The following is a 17,721-nucleotide window of genomic DNA, read 5'->3' as shown; positions in this document are numbered from 1 at the left end:
CAATCATGATGAGAGCAATGGGGACTGTCGTCCTCTGCGGCGCCTTCATGCTGGGCGCGTCGTCACCCGCGACGGCCGCCAACGATCCGAAGGCGCAACTCAAGATCCTCGACGCCGCCAAGGGCGGGGAGACGAAGACCGCGTGGCTCCACTGCGCGCCCATCGGCGGCACCCACCCGCACGCCCGCGAGGCCTGCCGTCTGCTGCGCGAGGTGCAGGGCAAACCGGACGCCCTCAACGTCAGGCCGAACACCATGTGCACGCACGACGTCGCCCCGCACGCCGTCGTCATCGCGGGCCGCTGGTTCGGCCAGGACGTCTCCTGGGCCAAGGTCTTCAGCAACGCCTGCGCGCTCAAGGCCGCGACCGGAGCGGTCCTGGCGCTCTGAGCCGCCGCGGGAGGCCGGTTCCGGCCCCGCGTGGATCCGCCGAGGGGGCGGCCGGTTCCCGCCTCCTCAGGCGCTCACGGGGTCTTCCTGGGCGACGGCTCCGCGCCCATCCTGCTGTGCCAGTAGCCGAAGGCGAAGTAGACGACCACGCCGACCACCATCCAGACCAGGAACCGCAGCCAGGTCTGCACCGGCAGGTTGACCATCAGGTAGAGGCAGGCCAGCACGGACAGGATCGGCAGCACCGGCACCAGCGGCGCGCGGAAGCCCCGCGGCAGCTCCGGCCGGGTCCGCCGCAGCACGATCACGCCGATCGAGACGACCACGAACGCGAAGAGCGTGCCGATGTTGACCAGTTCGGCCAGCTCGCCGAACGACACGAACCCGGCCAGCGCCATCGTCACCAGCCCCACGGTGGCCGTGAGCCGCGCGGGGGTGCCGAAGGTGGGGTGCACCTTCGCCATCGGGCGGGGCAGCAGCCCGTCGCGGCACATCGCGAACAGCACCCGCGTCTGGCCCAGCAGCAGCACGAGCACGACCGTGGTCAGCCCGGCGATCGCGCCCACGCTGATGATCGTGGCCAGCCACGGCTGACCGGCCGCGACGAACGCGTCCGAGAGCGGTGCCGTGGTGCTCAGCTCGCTGTAGTGCTGCATGCCGACGACGACGAGGGAGACGGCGACGTAGAGGGCCGCGCAGACGGCCAGCGAGCCGATGATGCCGCGCGGCACGTCGCGCTGCGGCTCGATGGTCTCCTCAGCGGCGGTGGCCACGATGTCGAACCCGATGAAGGCGAAGAACACGATGGCCGCGGCGGAGAAGATGCCGACGACCCCGAACGCCACCGGCGTGACGCCGAACAGCACCTGGATCAGCGGCGCCTTCAGCCCCTCCACGCGCGCCGTGGCGACCGCCTCGGGCACGAACGGCGTGTAGTTGGCGGCCTTGACGAAGAACAGCCCGGCCACGATGACCAGCAGCACCACCGTGACCTTGGTGATGACGAGGATCAGGTTGACCCGCGAGGAGATCTTGATCCCGACCAGCAGGATCACGGTGAGGATGAGGACGATGAGGACGGCGGGCAGGTTGACCACCGGGTCGTCGCCCGCGACGGCGGCGGGCAGGTGGATGCCCACGGAGGACAGCATGGAGCTGAAATAGCCCGACCAGCCGACGGACACCACGGCTGCGGCCAGCGCCAGCTCCAGGACCAGGTCCCAGCCGATCACCCAGGCGGGAAACTCGCCCAGGGTCGCGAAGGAGAAGGTGTAGGCCGACCCCGCCACCGGGATGGTGGAGGCGAACTCGGCGTAGCACAGGGCCGCCAGCCCGCAGACGACCGCCGCGACGACGAACGAGATCGCCACCGCCGGACCCGCCAGCTCCTTGGCGACCTGACCCGTCAACACGAAGATTCCGGTGCCGACGATGACGCCGATGCCGAAGACCGTCAGGTCCGTGGCGGTCAGGCGCTTGCGAAGCCGGTGCTCCGGGGCTTCGGTGTCACGGATCGATTGCTCGACGCTCTTCGTGCGAAAGATATCCACGTCGGGTGAGTCTGCCCACACCAAGAGTGCTCATTCCCCGCCGTTGGCACTCCGTTGACCGGGCTCGCGACCTGGAGCCCCGCCCCACACCCTCACCGGGGGGACCCCGGGGCCGGCGGTGACTTCCCGCCGACCCCGGCACCGCCGACCCCGGCACCGCCGGCCACCGCACCACCGGCCACCGTGCCGGCGGCCGTGACCGGCGGGATGCTCAGGGGCGGACCGGCTCCGCGTGGGAGGTCCGCTTGGCGATCGCCTCGGTGATCTGCCGGGCGAGGTCCTGCCCGGTCAGGCCGATCCGGCTGAGGATGGCGGCGCGCTTGGCGTGGTCGAGGAACTCCTGCGGGATCCCGAACGTACGCACCGGCACGTCCACGTCGGCGTCGCGCAGCAGGCGGGCCACGGCGTCACCCACGGCGCCCACCCGCCCGTTGTCCTCCACGACGGCCACCAGCTTGTGCGCGCCCGCCGCCAGTGCCAGCGCCTCGTCCAGCGGCTTGACCCAGCGGGGGTCCACCACGGTGGCCGCGATGCCCTGGGCGTCGAGCAGCACCGCCGCGTCCATGCAGACGTGCGCCATCGGCCCCACGCCGACCAGCAGCACGTCGGGCTCGCCCGCCGGGGCGCGCAGCAGGTCCATCTCGCCGAGCTTGCCGACCGGATCGATCGACTCGGCCACCGGTCCCTTGGGGTAGCGCAGCACGGTCGGCCCGTCGGAGATCTCCACGGCCTCGCGCAGCAGCTCGGTGACCCGGTCTCCGTCGCGCGGCACCGCGACCCTGAGCCCGGGGACGACCTGGAGGATCGACAGGTCCCACATGCCGTTGTGGCTGGGGCCGTCGTCGCCGGTGACGCCCGCCCGGTCGAGCACCACCGTGACCGGCAGCCGGTGCAGGGCGACGTCCATGAGGAGCTGGTCGAAGGCCCGGTTGAGGAACGTGGCGTAGACGGCCACGACCGGGTGCAGGCCACCCAGGGCCAGCCCGGCGGCGCTGGTCAGCGCGTGCTGCTCGGCGATGCCGACGTCGTAGGTGCGCTCGGGGTAGGCCTCGGCGAACGCGTTGAGGCCCGTCGGGTGCAGCATGGCCGCGGTGATCGCGACCAGGTCCTCGCGCTCCTTGCCGAGCCGGACGAGCTCCTCGCTGAACACGTCGGTCCAGATGCGGGCCTTGGGCTTCTCCACGCCGGTGGCCCGGTCGAAGGCGCCGGGCGAGTGGAACTGGTCCTCGTCGTGGTTTTCCGCGGGCGTGTAGCCGCGGCCCTTCTGGGTGAGTGCGTGCACGATGACGGGGCCGCGGAAGTCGCGGGCCTGGCGCAGGGCCGCCTCCATGGCCTGCTCGTCGTGCCCGTCGATGGGCCCGACGTATTTCAGCCCGAGGTCCTCGAACATGACCTGCGGTGCCAGCACGTCCTTGACGCCCTTCTTGAAGCCGTGCAGCGCGTCGTAGAGCACCGGGACGTTGCCGAGCTTGTCCTTGACGTATTCCAGCATGTCCTCGTAGCGGCGGTTGACCCGCAGCGAGGACAGGTGGGAGGCCAGGCCGCCGATCGTGGGCGAGTAGGAGCGGCCGTTGTCGTTGACCACGATCACGACCGGCAGGTCCTTGTGGGCGGCGATGTTGTTGAGCGCCTCCCAGGCCATGCCGCCGGTCAGGGCGCCGTCGCCGATCACCGCGACGACCGTGCGGTCCCGCTCGCCCCGCAGCTTGTACGCCTTGGCCAGGCCGTCGGCGTAGGACAGCGCGGTCGAGGCGTGGGAGTTTTCCACGAAGTCGTGCTCCGACTCGGCCTGGCTCGGATAACCCGACAGGCCGCCCTCCTGCTTGAGCGCCTCGAACCCGGTGGCCCTGCCGGTCAGGAGCTTGTGCACGTAGGCCTGGTGTCCGGTGTCCCAGACGACGGGGTCCTGCGGAGAGTCGAAGACCCGGTGGATGGCGATGGTCAGCTCCACCACCCCGAGGTTGGGGCCGAGATGGCCGCCGAACCTGGCACAGGCGTCGACGAGCAGATCACGGATCTCGACGGCGAGCCGCGGCAACTCCTCGATTCTGAGCCGTTTGACGTCGTGCGGTCCCTCGATCGAGCCCAGCAACCCGCTCACGGATCCGACTCCCCTCTGCTCTTGTTCGCCGATCCCCCGAGTGTAGTTCGCGGACGCCTCGGTGACTCCATCGAGTCAAATGCGCCCGCATATGTACGATCTTGACCTAGTCTTTCGATACCTATGAACTCCGTCCCAAAAGGCAAGCTCTTAGCACTTGTGGCAGCTCTGCTGGGTCTTGCCCTGACAGCGGCTGCTTTGGTGCTCGTGCTGGCCGACGTGGCCACCACGTCCACGGGCTTGGCCAACGGGGCCCAGCAGGCCGCCTCGCCGCCCGCCGGGGGCGGGACGGACCGGCTGCCCGGCCTCGGCAGGACGCTGGCCACGGCGAACGCGCTGTACCGCACCGGGCGGCTGGCCGACGTGAACTGCTCGCCGGGAGAGCTGCCCGCCCAGAGCATCACCGCCTACCGGCGGTTCCTGACCCGCGTGAACAACTGCCTGAACAAGGCGTGGGGGCTGCAGTTCCGCAAGGCGGGGCTGACCTTCGCCAAGCCGCGGCTGCGCATCATCACCCGGCAGGTACGGACGCCCTGCGGCACGTGGAACGCCGGCGCCGACGGCGTCTACTGCTCCACCGACCGCACGATGTATCTGATGATCAGCAAGGACCAGTTACGCAACCCGTTCCCGCTGGGCATCACCCGGCTGGTCGCCCACGAGTACGGCCACCACATCCAGCAGATCTCCGGCATCTGGGGCTACTACTGGACCGCCAGGGCGGGGGCGAGCAAGGCCAAACGGCTGCAGCTCTCGCGGAACTCCGAGTTGCAGGCCGAGTGCTTCTCCGCGGCGTTCATGAGCACGCTGAAGGGCACGTCGCTGGTCACCGACTCCGACTGGGCCTACACCGTGGACTGGTTCCGGAAGAACGGCGCCAAGGGCTGGCCGCAGAACGACCACGGCAAGGGCGCGACGCAGGCCGCCTGGATGACCCGCGGCTTCAACCGCGGCGGCCCCGGCGCGTGCAACACCTGGGCGGCCCCGGCCCGCATCACCCGCTGACCGCATCGGACTCTTGCCGCGCTGTCAGGAACAAATAGCAATCAACTCATCTATGATTCGCGATCGTGCGCATATCCCTCATGGCGGTGGTCGCGTGCCTGCTCGCGGGCGTGCTGTTGCCGGGCCCGGCCGCCGCCGCCATGCGCACCGCGCGGCCCGGGCTGGCCGGCGCGATGACCGGCGAGGCCACTCCCCACACCTGTGAGATCCCCGCGATCCGGGCGGGCAGCGCCGCCTCGCTCAAGGCGTTCCACCGCGCGATGGCCGGCTGCGCCGACCGCTTCTGGGCCGCCAGGTTCGCGGCCGCGGGACTGCCCTACAGCCCGCCCGAGGTCACGATCACGACGGGGACCGACTCGGTCTGCGGAAAGATCACCAGCACCGGCGCCCAGTACTGTCCCGTGCAGCGCACCATCGTCATCCGCATCCTGAAGCAGGACCTGCGGGACCCGTTCAGGATGAACATCGCGCACTCCGTCGCCCACGAGTGGGGGCACCACGTACAGCAGCTCATCGGCGTGCTGGACGCGCAGAACGCGCTGTACTGGCCGGCCTCCGAGAGCGCGCGGTCCGTGCTCAGCCACCGGCTGGAGATGCAGGCCGAGTGCTTCGCCGGCGTCTTCTACAGCGCCGCGCTGAAGTCGATCAACCCCGACGTCTCGTGGGGCGAGTGGATCGAGGCGGTAGGCGGCGCGGACGAGAGCGAGATCCATGGCAAGCCCCGCAACCTGGCCTTCTGGCAGGACCGGGGATACCGCGGCGGCGCCACGGGCTTCTGCAACACCTGGACGGCCAAGGCGTCCAGGGTCAAGTGAGGCGGCTCAGCCGCTGGCCCGCGCCAGGACCTCCAGCGGGTCGGAGAGCACGTGCGCGAAGGCCAACTCGGCCGCGCCCACCAGCGTGGCCGCGTCCCCCAGCGCCGACGTGCGCAGCCGCAGCCGCTCCCGCTGCGGCGCCATGGCGTTCAGGGCGAGCTGGGTACGCACCTGCGCCGCCGAGCCGAGATAGATCTCCCGCAGAGTCCCCCCGAAGATCACCATTTCCGGGTTGAAGATGTTCACCAGGTTCGCCACGCCGAACCCGAGCCAGTCGCCGACCCTGGTGAGCGCCTCCTGCGCCATGATGTCGCCCCGGTCGGCGGCCTCCACCACGGCCCGCACGGCGTCGCGCCCGCGCTGCCCCGGCTGCCCCGGCTGTCCCGGCTGCCCCGGCTGTCCCGGTCGCTCCGGCTGCCCCGGCTGCCCTGGTCGCTCCGGCTCCTGGGGCTGCCCCGCCCGGGTCCGGCCCGCCGACTCCAGCAGCGCCCGCTCCCCCACCTCGGCCTCCAGGCAGCCGTTCGAGCCGCAGCCGCAGGCCCGGCCGCCCGGGTTGACGACCATGTGCCCGACCTCGCCCCCGTAGCCGTCGTGCCCGCCGAGCAGGTGGCCGCCCGCGATGATGCCGCCACCGATGCCGACGTCGCCGTGCAGGTAGATGAGGTCCCTGACGGCGGCCCCGATGCCGCGGCTGTGCTCGGCCAGCGCGGCCAGGTTGGCGTCGTTGCCCACGCTGACCGGCAGCCTCAGGCCCAGCCTGCGGCCCAGCTCCTCGCCGAAGGGCACCTCCTCCGCCTTCAGGTTGGGGCCGAACCTGACCACGCCGTCGCCCTTGCGCACGCCGCCCGACACGGCCGCCGCCGCTCCCACGCAGACGGTGTCGGCCCTGGTCTTGCGGCGCATCTGGCGGGCGAACCCGGCCAGCGTCCCGGTCAGCTCGTCCAGCTTGAACGGGCCACGCTCGCGTACGGACTCGCGGCGGTCGAGGATCACCCCGCCCAGCCCGACGCGGGCGGCGGCGAGCCGGTCGGGGCCCACGTCGAACGCGAACACGTAGACCCGCGCCGACTCGGGCCGCACCACGAGCGAGGGCCGCCCGGCGCGGCCCCTCTCCCGCGGCAGCTCCTCGCGCACCAGCCCGGCGGCGGTGAGATCGGAGGTCAGGGCCATGATCGTGCTGCGGTTGAGCCCCATCTTCGAGGTCAGCTCGGCGCGCGAGGTCGGCCCGCCCAGATGGACGTGACGCAGCAGCGCGCCGAGGTTGTGGCGCCTGATGTCCTCTTGGGAGGGGCCGGCACGCATCGTCTGAGGATCCTTGAGGGGCCGTGAGTCGCTGATCACCTTAGACCAGCGGCTGCCGCCCGCCTGCGCGCCAGGGCGTCCACACCCGCCGCGAGCAGCAGGACAGACCCTGTGACCAGGTATTTCACACTAGCTCCATACCCCATCAGACCCATGCCGTTCTCGATCACGGCCACCACCGCGCCGCCGAGCACGGCGTCCAGCACCCTGCCCTTGCCGCCGAACAGGCTCGTGCCGCCGATGACGGCCGCGCCGACCGCGTAGAGCAGGACGGAGCTGCCGCCCGTGTTCGGGTCGACGGAGCTGGCCCGGGAGGCGGCCACGATCCCGCCGACCGCCGCCATCGAGGAGCAGATCACGAACGCGCTGATCCTGATCCGGTCCACCGGGATGCCCGCCCTGCGGGCGGCCTCGGCGCTACCGCCGACCGCGTAGATGTGCCGCCCGAACGCGGTCCGCCGCAGCACCATCGTCCACACGACCAGCAGCACCAGGATGACCGGCACCACGATCGGCACCCCGGTCAGCGAGACCAGCGCCGGGTTGCGGCTGCGCTCCAGGTTGAGCACGTAGACCGCGAGCCCGGCCAGCACCGCCAGCGCGCCCACCCGGGCGGCGATCAGCGACAGCGGGTCGGCCACCAGGCCACGCTTGGCGCGGGTCCTGGCCCGCAGGAGCTGCACGGCCGCGAAGATCGCCACGCAGCCGGCGTACAGCGCCCAGCCGAGCCACGGCGGCAGGTTCCGGTTGGCGACGGCGACGATCACGTCGTCCCTGATGGAGATGTTCGTGCCCTCGTCGACCAGCACCAGGACCAGGCCCTGGAAGGCGAGGAAAGCGGCCAGCGTGACCACGAACGACGGGATACCGACCTTGGCCACCAACGTGCCCAGCACGATGCCGATGATCACACCGGTGACGATCGCGGCCACCACGCAGACGTACCAGGGCAGGCCCGCGCTGGTGAGCGTGACGGCGAGCACCGCCGCGCACACGCCGCTGGCGAAGCCGGCCGACAGGTCGATCTCGCCGAGCAGCAGCACGAACACCAGGCCCATCGCGATCAGCGTGATGGCGGCGCCCTGGGTGAAGAGGTTGGCGAAGTTGATCGAGGTGACGAAGGCGGGGCGGGCGATGGCGAAGACCGTGCAGAGCACCACCAGGCCGAGCACGGCGGGCAACGCGCCCATGTCGCCGCCGCGTACCCGCTCGAGGTAGGCGAGGAAGCTGTTGCCGATCGACGGGGACTGCGTCGCGGCGACGATGGCCTCGCCGGGGAGTTCCTTGACCTTGCTCATGGGGTGACACCGTTCTTCAGGCCGAGATCCCCGCTGCGGCCGGAGGTGATCAGTTCGACGACCTGCGCGTGCGTCACGTCGGCGGTCTTGACCTGGGCGGCCATCCTGCCGAGGTAGAGCGCCGCGATCCGGTCGGAGACGGCGAACACGTCGTTCATGTTGTGCGAGATGAGCACGACGGCCAGGCCGGTGTCGGCCAGCCGGCGTACGAGCTCCAGCACCTGCGCGGTCTGGGCCACGCCGAGAGCCGCGGTCGGCTCGTCGAGGATGACGACCTTGCTGTTCCACAGCACGGCCTTGGCGATGGCGACGGTCTGCCGCTGCCCGCCGGACAGGCTGGAGACCTGCTGCCTGATGGACTTCACCGTGCGCACGGACAGGCTGCTGAGCGTCTGCTCGGCCAGTTCCTCCATGCCGTCCTCGTCCAGCAGGACGCCGCGCTTGCGCTCCCTGCCGAGGAACATGTTCTGCACGATGTCGAGGTTGTCGCACAGGGCCAGGTCCTGGTAGACGATCTCGATGCCCAGCTCGCCCGCGTCGCGGGGGCCGTGCACGTGGACCTGGCGGCCGTCGAAGAAGATCTCGCCGGCGTCGATCGGGTAGATGCCGCCGACGCACTTGACCAGCGTCGACTTGCCGGCGCCGTTGTCGCCGACGAGCGCCGTCACCTCGCCGGCGCACGCGGAGAACTCGACGTCGTGCAGGACCTTCACCGGGCCGAAGCTCTTGTCGATCCCGCGCACTTCAAGGAGGGGGGTCATGGGTCTCCCTAAAGGGGGGCACGGCCGGCGGCCGCACCCCCTCGGCGTTATTGGATTCCGGCCTCTGTGCACTTCTCGGCGAAATCACCGGTGCACAGCTCCTCCTTGGTCACGTAACCGTCGGCCACCACGTCCTTGACGTTGTCGAAGTAGATGGCCTGCGGCTCCATGAGCTCGGCGGGGACGTCCGCGCCCGACTCCGGGTCCTTGACGCTCGCCGCCGCCGTGGGCTTCTCGCCCTTGGCCAGCGCCACCGCGAGCTTGGCCGCGGCGTCGGCCTCCTTCTTGACCGCCTTGTAGACGGTCATGCACTGGTCGCCCGCGAGGATGTTCTGCAGGCCCTGGACGGTGGCGTCCTGGCCGGTGACCGGCACCTTGCCGTTGAGGTTGTTCTTCTTCAGCACGGTGATGGCGGCGTTGCCGAGGCCGTCGTTGGCGGCCAGCACTCCGGCGATCTTCGGCTCCTGGGTCAGCATCTGCTCGAAGATGGTGCCGGCCTGGGTGTTGTCCCATTCGGGCACGGCCTGGTCGGGGCCCTTGACGTACTCGCCGGCGTCGAACTTGGGTTTGAGCACCCCGTCGTAGCCGTCCTTGAACAGGGTCGCGTTGTTGTCGGTCGGCGAGCCGTTCAGGTAGGCCACGATGGGCTTGTCGGCCTTCTTGTCGGTCAGGCACTTGCTCAGGCCCTCGCCCTGCAGCGTGCCGACCTTGGTGTTGTCGAAGCTGACGTAGTAGGCGGCGCCGCCACCGAGCGTCAGCCGGTCGTAGTCGATGGTGGGCACGCCCTGTGCCTTGGCCTTGTCGATGACCGTCTTGCCGGTGCCGCTGTCCAGGTTCACGATCATCAGGACGGTGGCGCCGTTGGTGATCATCTGGTCGGCGATGGTCTGGAACGCCGTCTTGTCGTTCTGGGCGTTCTGGATGTCGTACTCGACACCGGCTGCCTGGAACGCCTCCTGCAGGTATTTGCGGTCCGCCGTCTCCCACCGGGCCGAGGACTTGCTGTCCGGCAGGATGACGCCGATCTTCCCGGCCTTCGCCGCCGAGGCTGTGGCCGACGAAGTCGACGTGGTGGTCTGACCGCTGTCGCCCCCGCAAGCGGTGAGACCGAGGGCGAGCGCGGCTGCCGCGGCGGTCAGGCTGAGGATCCCCTTGCGCATGGTGCAGGGTCCTTTCTCCCGGAGGGGCCCGGATGAATGTTGTCTGCGGCAACGTATTTCGCTATGGACTGGTTTGGAAGACCCAGTCGGCCGGGAGTTTGTTGCATCCGATAACAATCCAGAAACGCCATCCGGCCCGGGACCTCGCGGCCGTCCCGGCGCTGGAGCGCCGGCCGCCACGCGCGGCCCCCTCGACGGTCAGGGCCGGCTGCGGCCTTTACGTGGTTTTTCGGGGGTCGTTGATTGTGTTGGCCCTCATGTCGCCGATCTACCTTTGGAGTGTCGTGAACCTGAGACCCGTCCTGGCCGCGGCCACCGCGGTCGTCGCCCTGTCCCTGCTCGCCCAGCCCGCGACCGCGAGCGCCACCCCACCCGATCCCGCTCCCGGCGGACCGCAGCGCCCGTACGAGCCCGACGTCGAAGGCACGGAGAACCTCGACGAGCTGTCGGTGACGGCGGCCCGCGGCGCGGGCAGGAGCGTGACCATCGCCTTCGACCGGCGCAGCCGGGCCGCGACGGGGCAGGTCCCGGCCGGTGCGCGGCGGTTCGTGTTCCTGTTCGACCGCTCGGTGAGCTTCAATCCCGGGGCGTTTCCCACCTGCGCGCGTACCGTGATCGAGCAGCGGGGGCCGCAGGCGTGCCCGGCGGGGTCGCGCATCGGCGGCGGGCGCGGGCAGTCGGCGGACGGGCAGTCGCAGGAGGTGCTGGCCTTCAACACGCGCGTCGGGCGGCTGCCGGGGGTCCTGGTGGTGCTGCCCGCCTCCGGGGTGATCCTGGAGCAGACGCTGGAACGGGTCTCGGACCCGTACCGGGGGGAATACCGGTGGACGCTGGACGAGATCCTGCCGCCCACGTCCGTCCCGCCGCAGGACCGCGCGGGCACCACGCGCTTCCAGCTCTCCTTCGGCGCCACCACCCGGCATGGGGGCCGTACGGTCGGTTTCGCCGAGACCACGGCCAGTCCGGGCGAGACGCTGAGTTTCGGGTTGTGGAGCGAGTTCGTGACCGGCCAGGTCCTCCTGCCCACCTCCCGGACGCCGCTCGTGGCAGGGACGGGGTGATGACGGGCGGTCCGCCCCGGGGCCAGGTCGTGGCCGGCCCCCGCCGAAGGCGCCGCCCGATGAGTTTCCGCGCGCGCCGAGGTCACCACACCGAAGCCGGGGAGTCGTGCGGCGATGCCCCGGACGATCGGTAAGAGAGGATTCATGATGGGACAGCCAGTCGTGCACTTCGAGATCATCGGCCGGGATACGGAGAGACTCCGCGCCTATTACGGCGAGTTGTTCGGGTGGCGCTTCCACACCGGTGACGCGGCCACCGAGACGGTGTCCCGGCCGGGTGAATACGGGTTCGTCGACGGGGCCTCGACCGGCGGTGGGATCAACGGCGGTGTCGGCGGTGGCGAGGGATTCGAAGGGCGCGTCCTGTTCTATGTGGGGGTGCCCAACGTCGAGGCCGCGCTCAAGCAGGCGGAGAGCCTCGGCGGGAAGCGCCGGATGGGACCCGAGGGCACGCCTGGATCCCTCGTGGTCGGGCAGTTCACCGATCCCGAGGGAAATCTCATCGGGGTGGCCGGTACGGAGTGACCGGCGTTCGGTGACGGGGGCCGCCGGCGGAGCTCGGGCGGCGGCCCCCGTCACACCACTACGCGCCCCCGCCTGGGGTCACGCTCTCCCCCACCTCTCGCAGGTATGCCGCCACGCGGTCCCGGCCGCCGTACTCGGCCCAGCCGAGCGGGGTCGCGTCGTGCCGGGTGTCCTTGATCGTCGCATCGGCGCTCAGCTCGATGAGCGTCCTGGCGGTCTCGACGTCGTCGTTCCAGGCCGCCGCGTGCAGCGGGGTGCGTCCCGTGGCGCGCCCCACCACCCTAGGCCGGAGCCGAGCCCAGCAGCCACATGACCACGTTCTGCACGATGAGCGCCACGGAGGAGGCGGCGGCCACGACGAGCACGGCCACCCGCACCTTGCCGCCGTCGACGTAACGCCGCACCGGCCCCGACACCAGGAAGCCGAGCACCATGGGCACCAGCAGCACCGCCCCCGTCACGAGCGCCTGAGCCGGCAGCTCGCCCACGATCGCCAGGATGATGATCGACTGCAGCGCGCTGAGAAAGAAGAACATCGCCAGCGTCGCCCTGATCTGGGGCCCCTTGGCGTGCTGGTAGACGAGCGCGATGGGCGGCCCGCCGATGCCGGTCGCCGTCCCGGTGATCCCCGACACGAACCCGGCCGCGGTGACCGTCGCCCCGCTGCGCGGCACGCTCAGCGCCCTGGCCGTCAGCCCCACGGCGATCAGCACCATGACGGCCACGAAGATGCCGCGCGTGTATGCGGAAACGTAGACAACAATGACTGCACCGATGACGCTCCCCGGCACTCTCCCCAGCACCGCGAAACCGATCCCGCGCCAGTCCACCCGCCGCCATTCCGCAGCCAGCGTGAACAGCGGCAGGGTCATGTTGACCACCTGAATGGCGCCGGGCATGAGGTCGGGGCCCAGCAGAGTGAGCACGGGCGCCGCCACCAGCCCCACCCCGAAACCGACACTGCCCTGCACAATCGCGCCAACGAAAACCGCTAAGCCGCCAAAGGCCAGCACCAACACCGCATTAGTCATGAACGAGAGTCAATCACCTTTACTCTCCGTTGCCATTGATGATGCGAGAGTAACGAAGGTGGTGTAGTGTCTTCCACGATGCGGACATAGCCTGTGGAGTATGACAGTGAAACATAATGCGGCGACGACGATACGTGTCAGCGTCAAGACAAGAGACCGCCTGTCCAGAGTCGCCCGCCAGGAGGGCCGAAGCATGACCGAGGTGCTAAACGACGCCATCGCCGACTACGAGCACAAACAGTTCTGGCAGACCCTCAACGACCAGATCGAGGAGACCCAGCGAGAGGACCCGGAGGGCTGGGCCGACTACCTGGCCGAGCGCCAGCTCGTTCTGGGCCGCCGACCGCGCTCCCGCCGTGTCGCACCCGAGTGGGAGGGCCTGATCACATTCCCCGAGGAGAAGGATGAAACTCACACAAGGTGAGATCTGGTTCACCCAGTTCGGCGACCCCACCGGCCGCGAGCAGGGCTACGACCGACCCGCCCTGATCATCAGCAATGACTTCCTCAACCAGTCCAAGTTGGGGCTCGTCATGGCTGTGCCGCTGACCACCCGTGAACGCGGCTATCTCACGCATATCCGCATCGGGCGCAACGGCACCGGGCTGGCCAAGACAAGCTGGGCGATGGTCGAGCAGATCCGCGCGATCTCACCGGAGAGGTTCGACTTCTTCGTCGGTAACGCCCCCGACGAGGCCGTCACCGAAGCGGTGACGGTGCTGAAGCGGATGCTGTGATTTTGCCGCCCGGCGAAATATCGGTTCGCCGGGTGGCATCTCTCATCGTGCCACAGTCCGTCTTTCATTGAGCCGCTTCCTCGGCAGCGGCTCTCCTTCACATGGTCGGCGACCCCGAACAAGAGGAGCCGCCCGGATGGGGATTGTCCCTCCGGGCGGCTCTTCGGTGTCGGGTGGTTCCCCCGAGACGGGCGCGTGAGGATCGCACCCCACCCCCGGCATGACGCCAGGGTTCCCGGCCCCCGCACGGCTCATGACCGTGCGAGGGCCCGGGAAGTCACTTCGCGAGCAGCGAGCGCAGCACGTACTGCATGATGCCGCCGTGCCGGTAGTAGTCGGCCTCGCCGGGCGTGTCGATGCGGACCACCGCGTCGAACTCGACGTCGCCGGCCCTGACGTGCACCGTGCTCGGGATGCCGCCCTGGTTGAGCTCCGTCACGCCCGTGATGTCGAACGTCTCCTCGCCCGTCAGCCCGAGCGCCTCCGCCGAGGCCCCCTCGGGGAACTGCAGCGGGAGCACGCCCATGCCGATCAGGTTGGAGCGGTGGATGCGCTCGTAGGACTCCGCGATGACCGCGCGCACGCCCAGCAGCGCCGTGCCCTTGGCCGCCCAGTCGCGCGAGGAGCCCGAGCCGTATTCCTTGCCCGCCAGCACCACCAGCGGCGTGCCGGCCGCCGCGTAGTTGACCGAGGCGTCGTAGATGTAGGACACCGGGCCGTCGGCCTGGGTGAAGTCGCGGGTGTAGCCGCCCTCGGTGCCCGGCGCGATCTGGTTGCGCAGGCGGATGTTGGCGAACGTGCCCCTGATCATCACCTCGTGGTTGCCGCGCCGCGAGCCGTAGGAGTTGAAGTCCTTGACCTCGACCCCGTTGGCCTGCAGGTATTGCGCGGCCGGGGTGCCGACCTTGATGGAGCCGGCCGGCGAGATGTGGTCGGTGGTGACCGAGTCGCCGACCTTGACCAGCACGCGGGCGCCGGAGATGTCGGTCACGGGCTCGGGCTTGGACGGCATGCCGTCGAAGTAGGGGGCCTTGCGTACGTAGGTCGAGGCCGGGTCCCACTCGAAGGTGTCGCCGGTGGGGATCGGCAGCGAGCGCCAGTGGTCGTCGCCCTTGAACACGTCGGCGTAGTCGCGCTCGAACATGTCGCGGCCGATCGAGGAGTTGACCACCGCCGAGATCTCCTCGGGCGAGGGCCAGATGTCCCTGAGGAAGACCGGCTCGCCGTCGCCGCCCAGCCCCAGCGGCTCGGTGTCGAGGTCGATGTCCATGGTCCCGGCCAGCGCGTAGGCGACCACGAGCGGCGGCGAGGCCAGGTAGTTCATCTTGACGTCGGGGTTGATGCGGCCCTCGAAGTTGCGGTTGCCGGACAGCACGGCGGTGACCGCCAGGTCGTTGGCCTGGATGGCGTCGGAGATCTCCGGCAGCAGCGGCCCCGAGTTGCCGATGCAGGTGGTGCAGCCGTAGCCGACGAGGTTGAAGCCGATCTTGTCGAGGTACGGCTGCAGCCCCGAGCGCTCGAAGTAGCCGGTGACCACCTGCGAGCCGGGCGCCAGCGAGGTCTTGACCCACGGCTTGCGGGTCAGGCCCTTGTCGACGGCGTTGCGGGCCAGCAGCGCCGCGCCGAGCATGACGTACGGGTTGGAGGTGTTGGTGCACGAGGTGATCGCGGCGATCGAGACGATGCCGTGGTCGATCTCGAACGAGGTGCCGTCGGCCAGCGTGACCGGGACCGGCTTGTGCGGCCGGCCGCCGTCGGCCTGGGCGTTGGAGGCGGGCGAGTCGGAGGCCGGGAAGGACTCCTCGACCGCCTCGTCCACGCTGTCGGCCACGTAGTTCTGTACGTCGTGACGCCAGGTCGTCTTGGCGGCCGACAGCGCGATGCGGTCCTGCGGGCGCTTGGGCCCGGCGATCGACGGGACGATGGTGCCCAGGTCGAGCTCAAGGTATTCGGAGAAGGCCGGCTCGGCCGCGGCCGGGTCGAGCCACAGGCCCTGGGCCTTGGCGTAGGCCTCGACGAGCGCGATCTGGTCCTCGCCGCGCCCGGTCAGCCGCAGGTAGTCCATGGTCTGGCCGTCGATCGGGAAGATCGCGCAGGTGGAGCCGAACTCGGGGCTCATGTTGCCGATGGTGGCCCGGTCGGCCAGCGGGACGGACGCGACGCCCTCACCGTAGAACTCCACGAACTTGCCCACCACGCCGTGCTTGCGCAGCATCTCGGTGATGGTCAGCACCAGGTCGGTGGCGGTGGCGCCGGCGGGCAACTGGCCGCTGAGCTTGAAGCCGACCACGCGCGGGATGAGCATGGAGATCGGCTGACCGAGCATCGCGGCCTCGGCCTCGATGCCGCCGACGCCCCAGCCGAGCACGCCGATGCCGTTTTCCATGGTGGTGTGGCTGTCGGTGCCCACGCAGGTGTCGGGGTAGGCCTTGCCGTCGCGGGTCATGACCACGCGGGCCAGGTGCTCGATGTTGACCTGGTGGACGATGCCGGTGCCGGGCGGCACCACCTTGAACTCGTCGAAGGCCGTCTGCCCCCAGCGCAGGAACTGGTAGCGCTCGCGGTTGCGCTCGTACTCCCGCTCGACGTTGCGCTGGAAGGAGTCGGGGTGGCCGAAGTAGTCGACGATGACCGAGTGGTCGATGACCATCTCGGCCGGGGCCAGCGGGTTGATGCGCGCGGGGTCGCCCCCGAGGTCGCGCACCGCCTCGCGCATGGTGGCCAGGTCGACGACGCACGGGACGCCGGTGAAGTCCTGCATGATGACGCGGGCAGGGGTGAACTGGATCTCCACACTGGGCGCCGCGGTCGGGTCCCAGCCGGCCAGCGCGCGGATGTGGTCGGCGGTGATGTTGGCGCCGTCCTCGGTGCGGAGGAGGTTTTCCAGCAGGATCTTCAGGCTGTACGGGAGACGTGCGGCGCCCTCGACGGCATCCAGCCGGAAAATCTCATATGACGCGTCGCCTACGCGTAGCGTGTCACGGCTGCCGAAGCTGTTCGCGGACACGGTGATTCGCCTCCTCCATCAGACAGTGATCGATGCTCATTGGTCGCTCACCGCTCCTCACGCGCTTCGCCGGGCCCGCCCCCGTGACGGGCTCCCGCGCAGCGCGCTGCGTCGCGTTCGCTCCCTCAAATCCTGCCGCACTCGGACAACCGCACGAACGTTAGGTGACCCTAAGTCGCAGGCGGCGGCAGGTGTCTCGACATCAAGATATCTACATAGTATCTCGACATCAAGTTAAAGCGGGGCCAGCCGCCAGAAGAGCAGGCCGACGATGGCGACCGACAGCACCGGGGCGAGGATCTTCTCCTCGAACTTCTTGCCGGTCTTGATGCCGATCTTCCATGGAAGCACGAACTTGACCGACATCGGCCAGAGCACCGGACAGCCCCGCTCCGTCATGCAGTCGCCGACCACGTGGATGAGACAGCCGAGCCCCACGGCCAGGCCCAGCCAGGCGTATCCGACGCCGAGCGAGAGGAAGACGGCGAACAGGCCGGCGGTCAGCCCGACGTTGATCATGGCGGACCCGAGCTTGTTGCCCGGGATGCCGATGCCGATGGCCCGCAGGCACAGGCCGATGAGCAGCACGACCATGATGTCGCGCCCGAGGGAATAGGCGCCGGCCAGCCAGTGCGCCCCGAACCCGAGCGCCACCGCGAACACCAGCGAGTGCGTCGCCCCGCGGTGCCCGCCGGCGAGCCAGGACACGGCCTTGCTGAGCAGCCAGGTGACCGGCCCGAAGGTCTGCGCGATCGTCGCGCTGGGATGGTCGAGGTCGGGCAGCATGGCGGCGCCCGCGCAGATGATCGCCCCGGCGATCAGCTCGGCGGGGGTGAGCGCGTTGGCCATGATCCCGGTGTCGACGAATCTGGAGGACTCGTTCAGCAACGGCAGTGCGGCGAGCGGCGGTGCCAGCCCCAGCCAGGCAATGGCCCCGGTCATCGCGTGCGTGTGCCCCATCATGATCGGGACTGTACGG

Annotated in this window: 17 protein-coding genes; 7 read left to right on the top strand and 10 right to left on the bottom strand. The window is 69.8% G+C overall.

Features of this window, described 5'->3' with window-relative positions:
* Positions 1 to 17 precede the first annotated feature (17 nt).
* Positions 18 to 389: an SSI family serine proteinase inhibitor gene (locus ABGB18_RS09665; RefSeq protein WP_347695058.1), complete on the top strand. Its 372-nt coding sequence runs from the start codon at positions 18 to 20 to the stop codon at positions 387 to 389.
* A gap of 74 nt (positions 390 to 463) precedes the next feature.
* On the opposite strand, the gene ABGB18_RS09660 is transcribed toward ABGB18_RS09665, so the two are convergent.
* Positions 464 to 1,939, bottom strand: coding sequence for an amino acid permease (locus tag ABGB18_RS09660; RefSeq protein WP_347695057.1), 1,476 nt, complete (start codon positions 1,937 to 1,939; stop codon positions 464 to 466).
* A 211-nt stretch (positions 1,940 to 2,150) separates the two neighbouring features.
* Positions 2,151 to 4,031 (bottom strand): 1-deoxy-D-xylulose-5-phosphate synthase, encoded by a 1,881-nt coding sequence (gene dxs, locus ABGB18_RS09655; RefSeq protein WP_347695321.1) that lies wholly within the window; start codon positions 4,029 to 4,031, stop codon positions 2,151 to 2,153.
* Between the two features lie 168 nt (positions 4,032 to 4,199).
* On the opposite strand from dxs, the gene ABGB18_RS09650 reads away from it, so the two are divergent.
* Together ABGB18_RS09650 and ABGB18_RS09645 are read left to right on the top strand one after the other, a co-directional pair.
* A complete protein-coding gene (locus tag ABGB18_RS09650) occupies positions 4,200 to 5,045 on the top strand; it encodes a neutral zinc metallopeptidase (RefSeq protein WP_347695056.1) in 846 nt (281 codons plus the stop codon).
* A 65-nt stretch (positions 5,046 to 5,110) separates the two neighbouring features.
* Complete coding sequence (locus tag ABGB18_RS09645; RefSeq protein ID WP_347695055.1) at positions 5,111 to 5,860, top strand: neutral zinc metallopeptidase; 750 nt, start codon at positions 5,111 to 5,113, stop codon at positions 5,858 to 5,860.
* A 6-nt stretch (positions 5,861 to 5,866) separates the two neighbouring features.
* On the opposite strand, the gene ABGB18_RS09640 is transcribed toward ABGB18_RS09645, so the two are convergent.
* Genes ABGB18_RS09640 through ABGB18_RS09625 form a run of 4 tightly spaced genes read right to left on the bottom strand, consistent with a single transcriptional unit; the run spans position 5,867 to position 10,381 of the window.
* Positions 5,867 to 7,162, bottom strand: coding sequence for an ROK family transcriptional regulator (locus tag ABGB18_RS09640; protein ID WP_347695054.1), 1,296 nt, complete (start codon positions 7,160 to 7,162; stop codon positions 5,867 to 5,869).
* A gap of 35 nt (positions 7,163 to 7,197) precedes the next feature.
* On the bottom strand, positions 7,198 to 8,460 hold the full coding sequence (locus tag ABGB18_RS09635) for an ABC transporter permease (protein ID WP_347695053.1): 1,263 nt from the start codon (positions 8,458 to 8,460) through the stop codon (positions 7,198 to 7,200).
* On the bottom strand, positions 8,457 to 9,221 hold the full coding sequence (locus ABGB18_RS09630) for an ATP-binding cassette domain-containing protein (RefSeq protein ID WP_347695052.1): 765 nt from the start codon (positions 9,219 to 9,221) through the stop codon (positions 8,457 to 8,459). Before ABGB18_RS09630 ends, ABGB18_RS09635 begins: the two co-directional genes overlap by 4 nt.
* Before the next feature lie 47 nt (positions 9,222 to 9,268).
* Entirely contained in the window at positions 9,269 to 10,381 is a 1,113-nt protein-coding gene (locus ABGB18_RS09625; protein WP_347695051.1) for a substrate-binding domain-containing protein, read from the bottom strand.
* Between the two features lie 284 nt (positions 10,382 to 10,665).
* On the opposite strand from ABGB18_RS09625, the gene ABGB18_RS09620 reads away from it, so the two are divergent.
* On the top strand, positions 10,666 to 11,442 hold the full coding sequence (locus tag ABGB18_RS09620; protein WP_347695050.1) for a hypothetical protein: 777 nt from the start codon (positions 10,666 to 10,668) through the stop codon (positions 11,440 to 11,442).
* Positions 11,443 to 11,586: 144 nt separating this feature from the next.
* A complete protein-coding gene (locus tag ABGB18_RS09615) occupies positions 11,587 to 11,967 on the top strand; it encodes a VOC family protein (RefSeq protein ID WP_347695049.1) in 381 nt (126 codons plus the stop codon).
* A 58-nt stretch (positions 11,968 to 12,025) separates the two neighbouring features.
* Here the strand turns inward: ABGB18_RS09615 and ABGB18_RS09610 are convergent, their stop codons facing one another.
* A complete protein-coding gene (locus ABGB18_RS09610; RefSeq protein WP_347695048.1) occupies positions 12,026 to 12,244 on the bottom strand; it encodes an ankyrin repeat domain-containing protein in 219 nt (72 codons plus the stop codon).
* 4 nt (positions 12,245 to 12,248) lie between these two features.
* Positions 12,249 to 12,998, bottom strand: coding sequence for a sulfite exporter TauE/SafE family protein (locus tag ABGB18_RS09605; protein ID WP_347695047.1), 750 nt, complete (start codon positions 12,996 to 12,998; stop codon positions 12,249 to 12,251).
* Between the two features lie 193 nt (positions 12,999 to 13,191).
* Here ABGB18_RS09605 and ABGB18_RS09600 point away from each other — a divergent pair, with 193 nt between their 5' ends.
* Together ABGB18_RS09600 and ABGB18_RS09595 are read left to right on the top strand one after the other, a co-directional pair.
* The gene (locus ABGB18_RS09600) at positions 13,192 to 13,422 is read left to right on the top strand and encodes a hypothetical protein (RefSeq protein ID WP_347695046.1); all 231 of its coding nucleotides are present in this window, start codon (positions 13,192 to 13,194) and stop codon (positions 13,420 to 13,422) included.
* Positions 13,403 to 13,735 carry a type II toxin-antitoxin system PemK/MazF family toxin gene (locus ABGB18_RS09595; RefSeq protein ID WP_347695045.1) on the top strand — a complete coding sequence of 111 codons (333 nt, stop codon included), beginning with the start codon at positions 13,403 to 13,405 and terminating at the stop codon, positions 13,733 to 13,735. The genes ABGB18_RS09600 and ABGB18_RS09595 overlap by 20 nt, the downstream gene beginning before the upstream one ends.
* Before the next feature lie 277 nt (positions 13,736 to 14,012).
* Here the strand turns inward: ABGB18_RS09595 and acnA are convergent, their stop codons facing one another.
* Both acnA and ABGB18_RS09585 read right to left on the bottom strand, forming a co-directional pair.
* A complete protein-coding gene (gene acnA / locus ABGB18_RS09590) occupies positions 14,013 to 16,742 on the bottom strand; it encodes an aconitate hydratase AcnA (RefSeq protein ID WP_347695044.1) in 2,730 nt (909 codons plus the stop codon).
* 234 nt (positions 16,743 to 16,976) lie between these two features.
* Positions 16,977 to 17,705, bottom strand: a complete 729-nt coding sequence (locus ABGB18_RS09585) for a metal-dependent hydrolase (protein WP_347695043.1) — start codon at positions 17,703 to 17,705, stop codon at positions 16,977 to 16,979.
* Between the last annotated feature and the right edge of the window lie 16 nt (positions 17,706 to 17,721).

Origin of the sequence: Nonomuraea sp. B12E4, from assembly GCF_039871825.1 — a bacterium.
Taxonomy (GTDB): Bacteria; Actinomycetota; Actinomycetes; order Streptosporangiales; family Streptosporangiaceae; genus Nonomuraea.
Note: the sequence above shows the minus strand (reverse complement) of the source record. Positions and strands in the feature narration are given on the sequence as shown.

Excerpts from the sequence above, each read along its gene's own strand:
- ABGB18_RS09665 (WP_347695058.1), top strand. The coding sequence starts at position 18 with ATGGGGACTGTCGTCCTCTGCGGCGCCTTCATGCTGGGCGCGTCGTCA.
- ABGB18_RS09640 (WP_347695054.1), bottom strand. The coding sequence starts at position 7,162 with ATGCGTGCCGGCCCCTCCCAAGAGGACATCAGGCGCCACAACCTCGGC.
- ABGB18_RS09635 (WP_347695053.1), bottom strand. The coding sequence starts at position 8,460 with ATGAGCAAGGTCAAGGAACTCCCCGGCGAGGCCATCGTCGCCGCGACG.
- ABGB18_RS09630 (WP_347695052.1), bottom strand. The coding sequence starts at position 9,221 with ATGACCCCCCTCCTTGAAGTGCGCGGGATCGACAAGAGCTTCGGCCCG.
- ABGB18_RS09625 (WP_347695051.1), bottom strand. The coding sequence starts at position 10,381 with ATGCGCAAGGGGATCCTCAGCCTGACCGCCGCGGCAGCCGCGCTCGCC.
- ABGB18_RS09615 (WP_347695049.1), top strand. The coding sequence starts at position 11,587 with ATGATGGGACAGCCAGTCGTGCACTTCGAGATCATCGGCCGGGATACG.
- ABGB18_RS09605 (WP_347695047.1), bottom strand. The coding sequence starts at position 12,998 with ATGACTAATGCGGTGTTGGTGCTGGCCTTTGGCGGCTTAGCGGTTTTC.
- ABGB18_RS09600 (WP_347695046.1), top strand. The coding sequence starts at position 13,192 with ATGACCGAGGTGCTAAACGACGCCATCGCCGACTACGAGCACAAACAG.
- ABGB18_RS09595 (WP_347695045.1), top strand. The coding sequence starts at position 13,403 with ATGAAACTCACACAAGGTGAGATCTGGTTCACCCAGTTCGGCGACCCC.
- ABGB18_RS09585 (WP_347695043.1), bottom strand. The coding sequence starts at position 17,705 with ATGATGGGGCACACGCACGCGATGACCGGGGCCATTGCCTGGCTGGGG.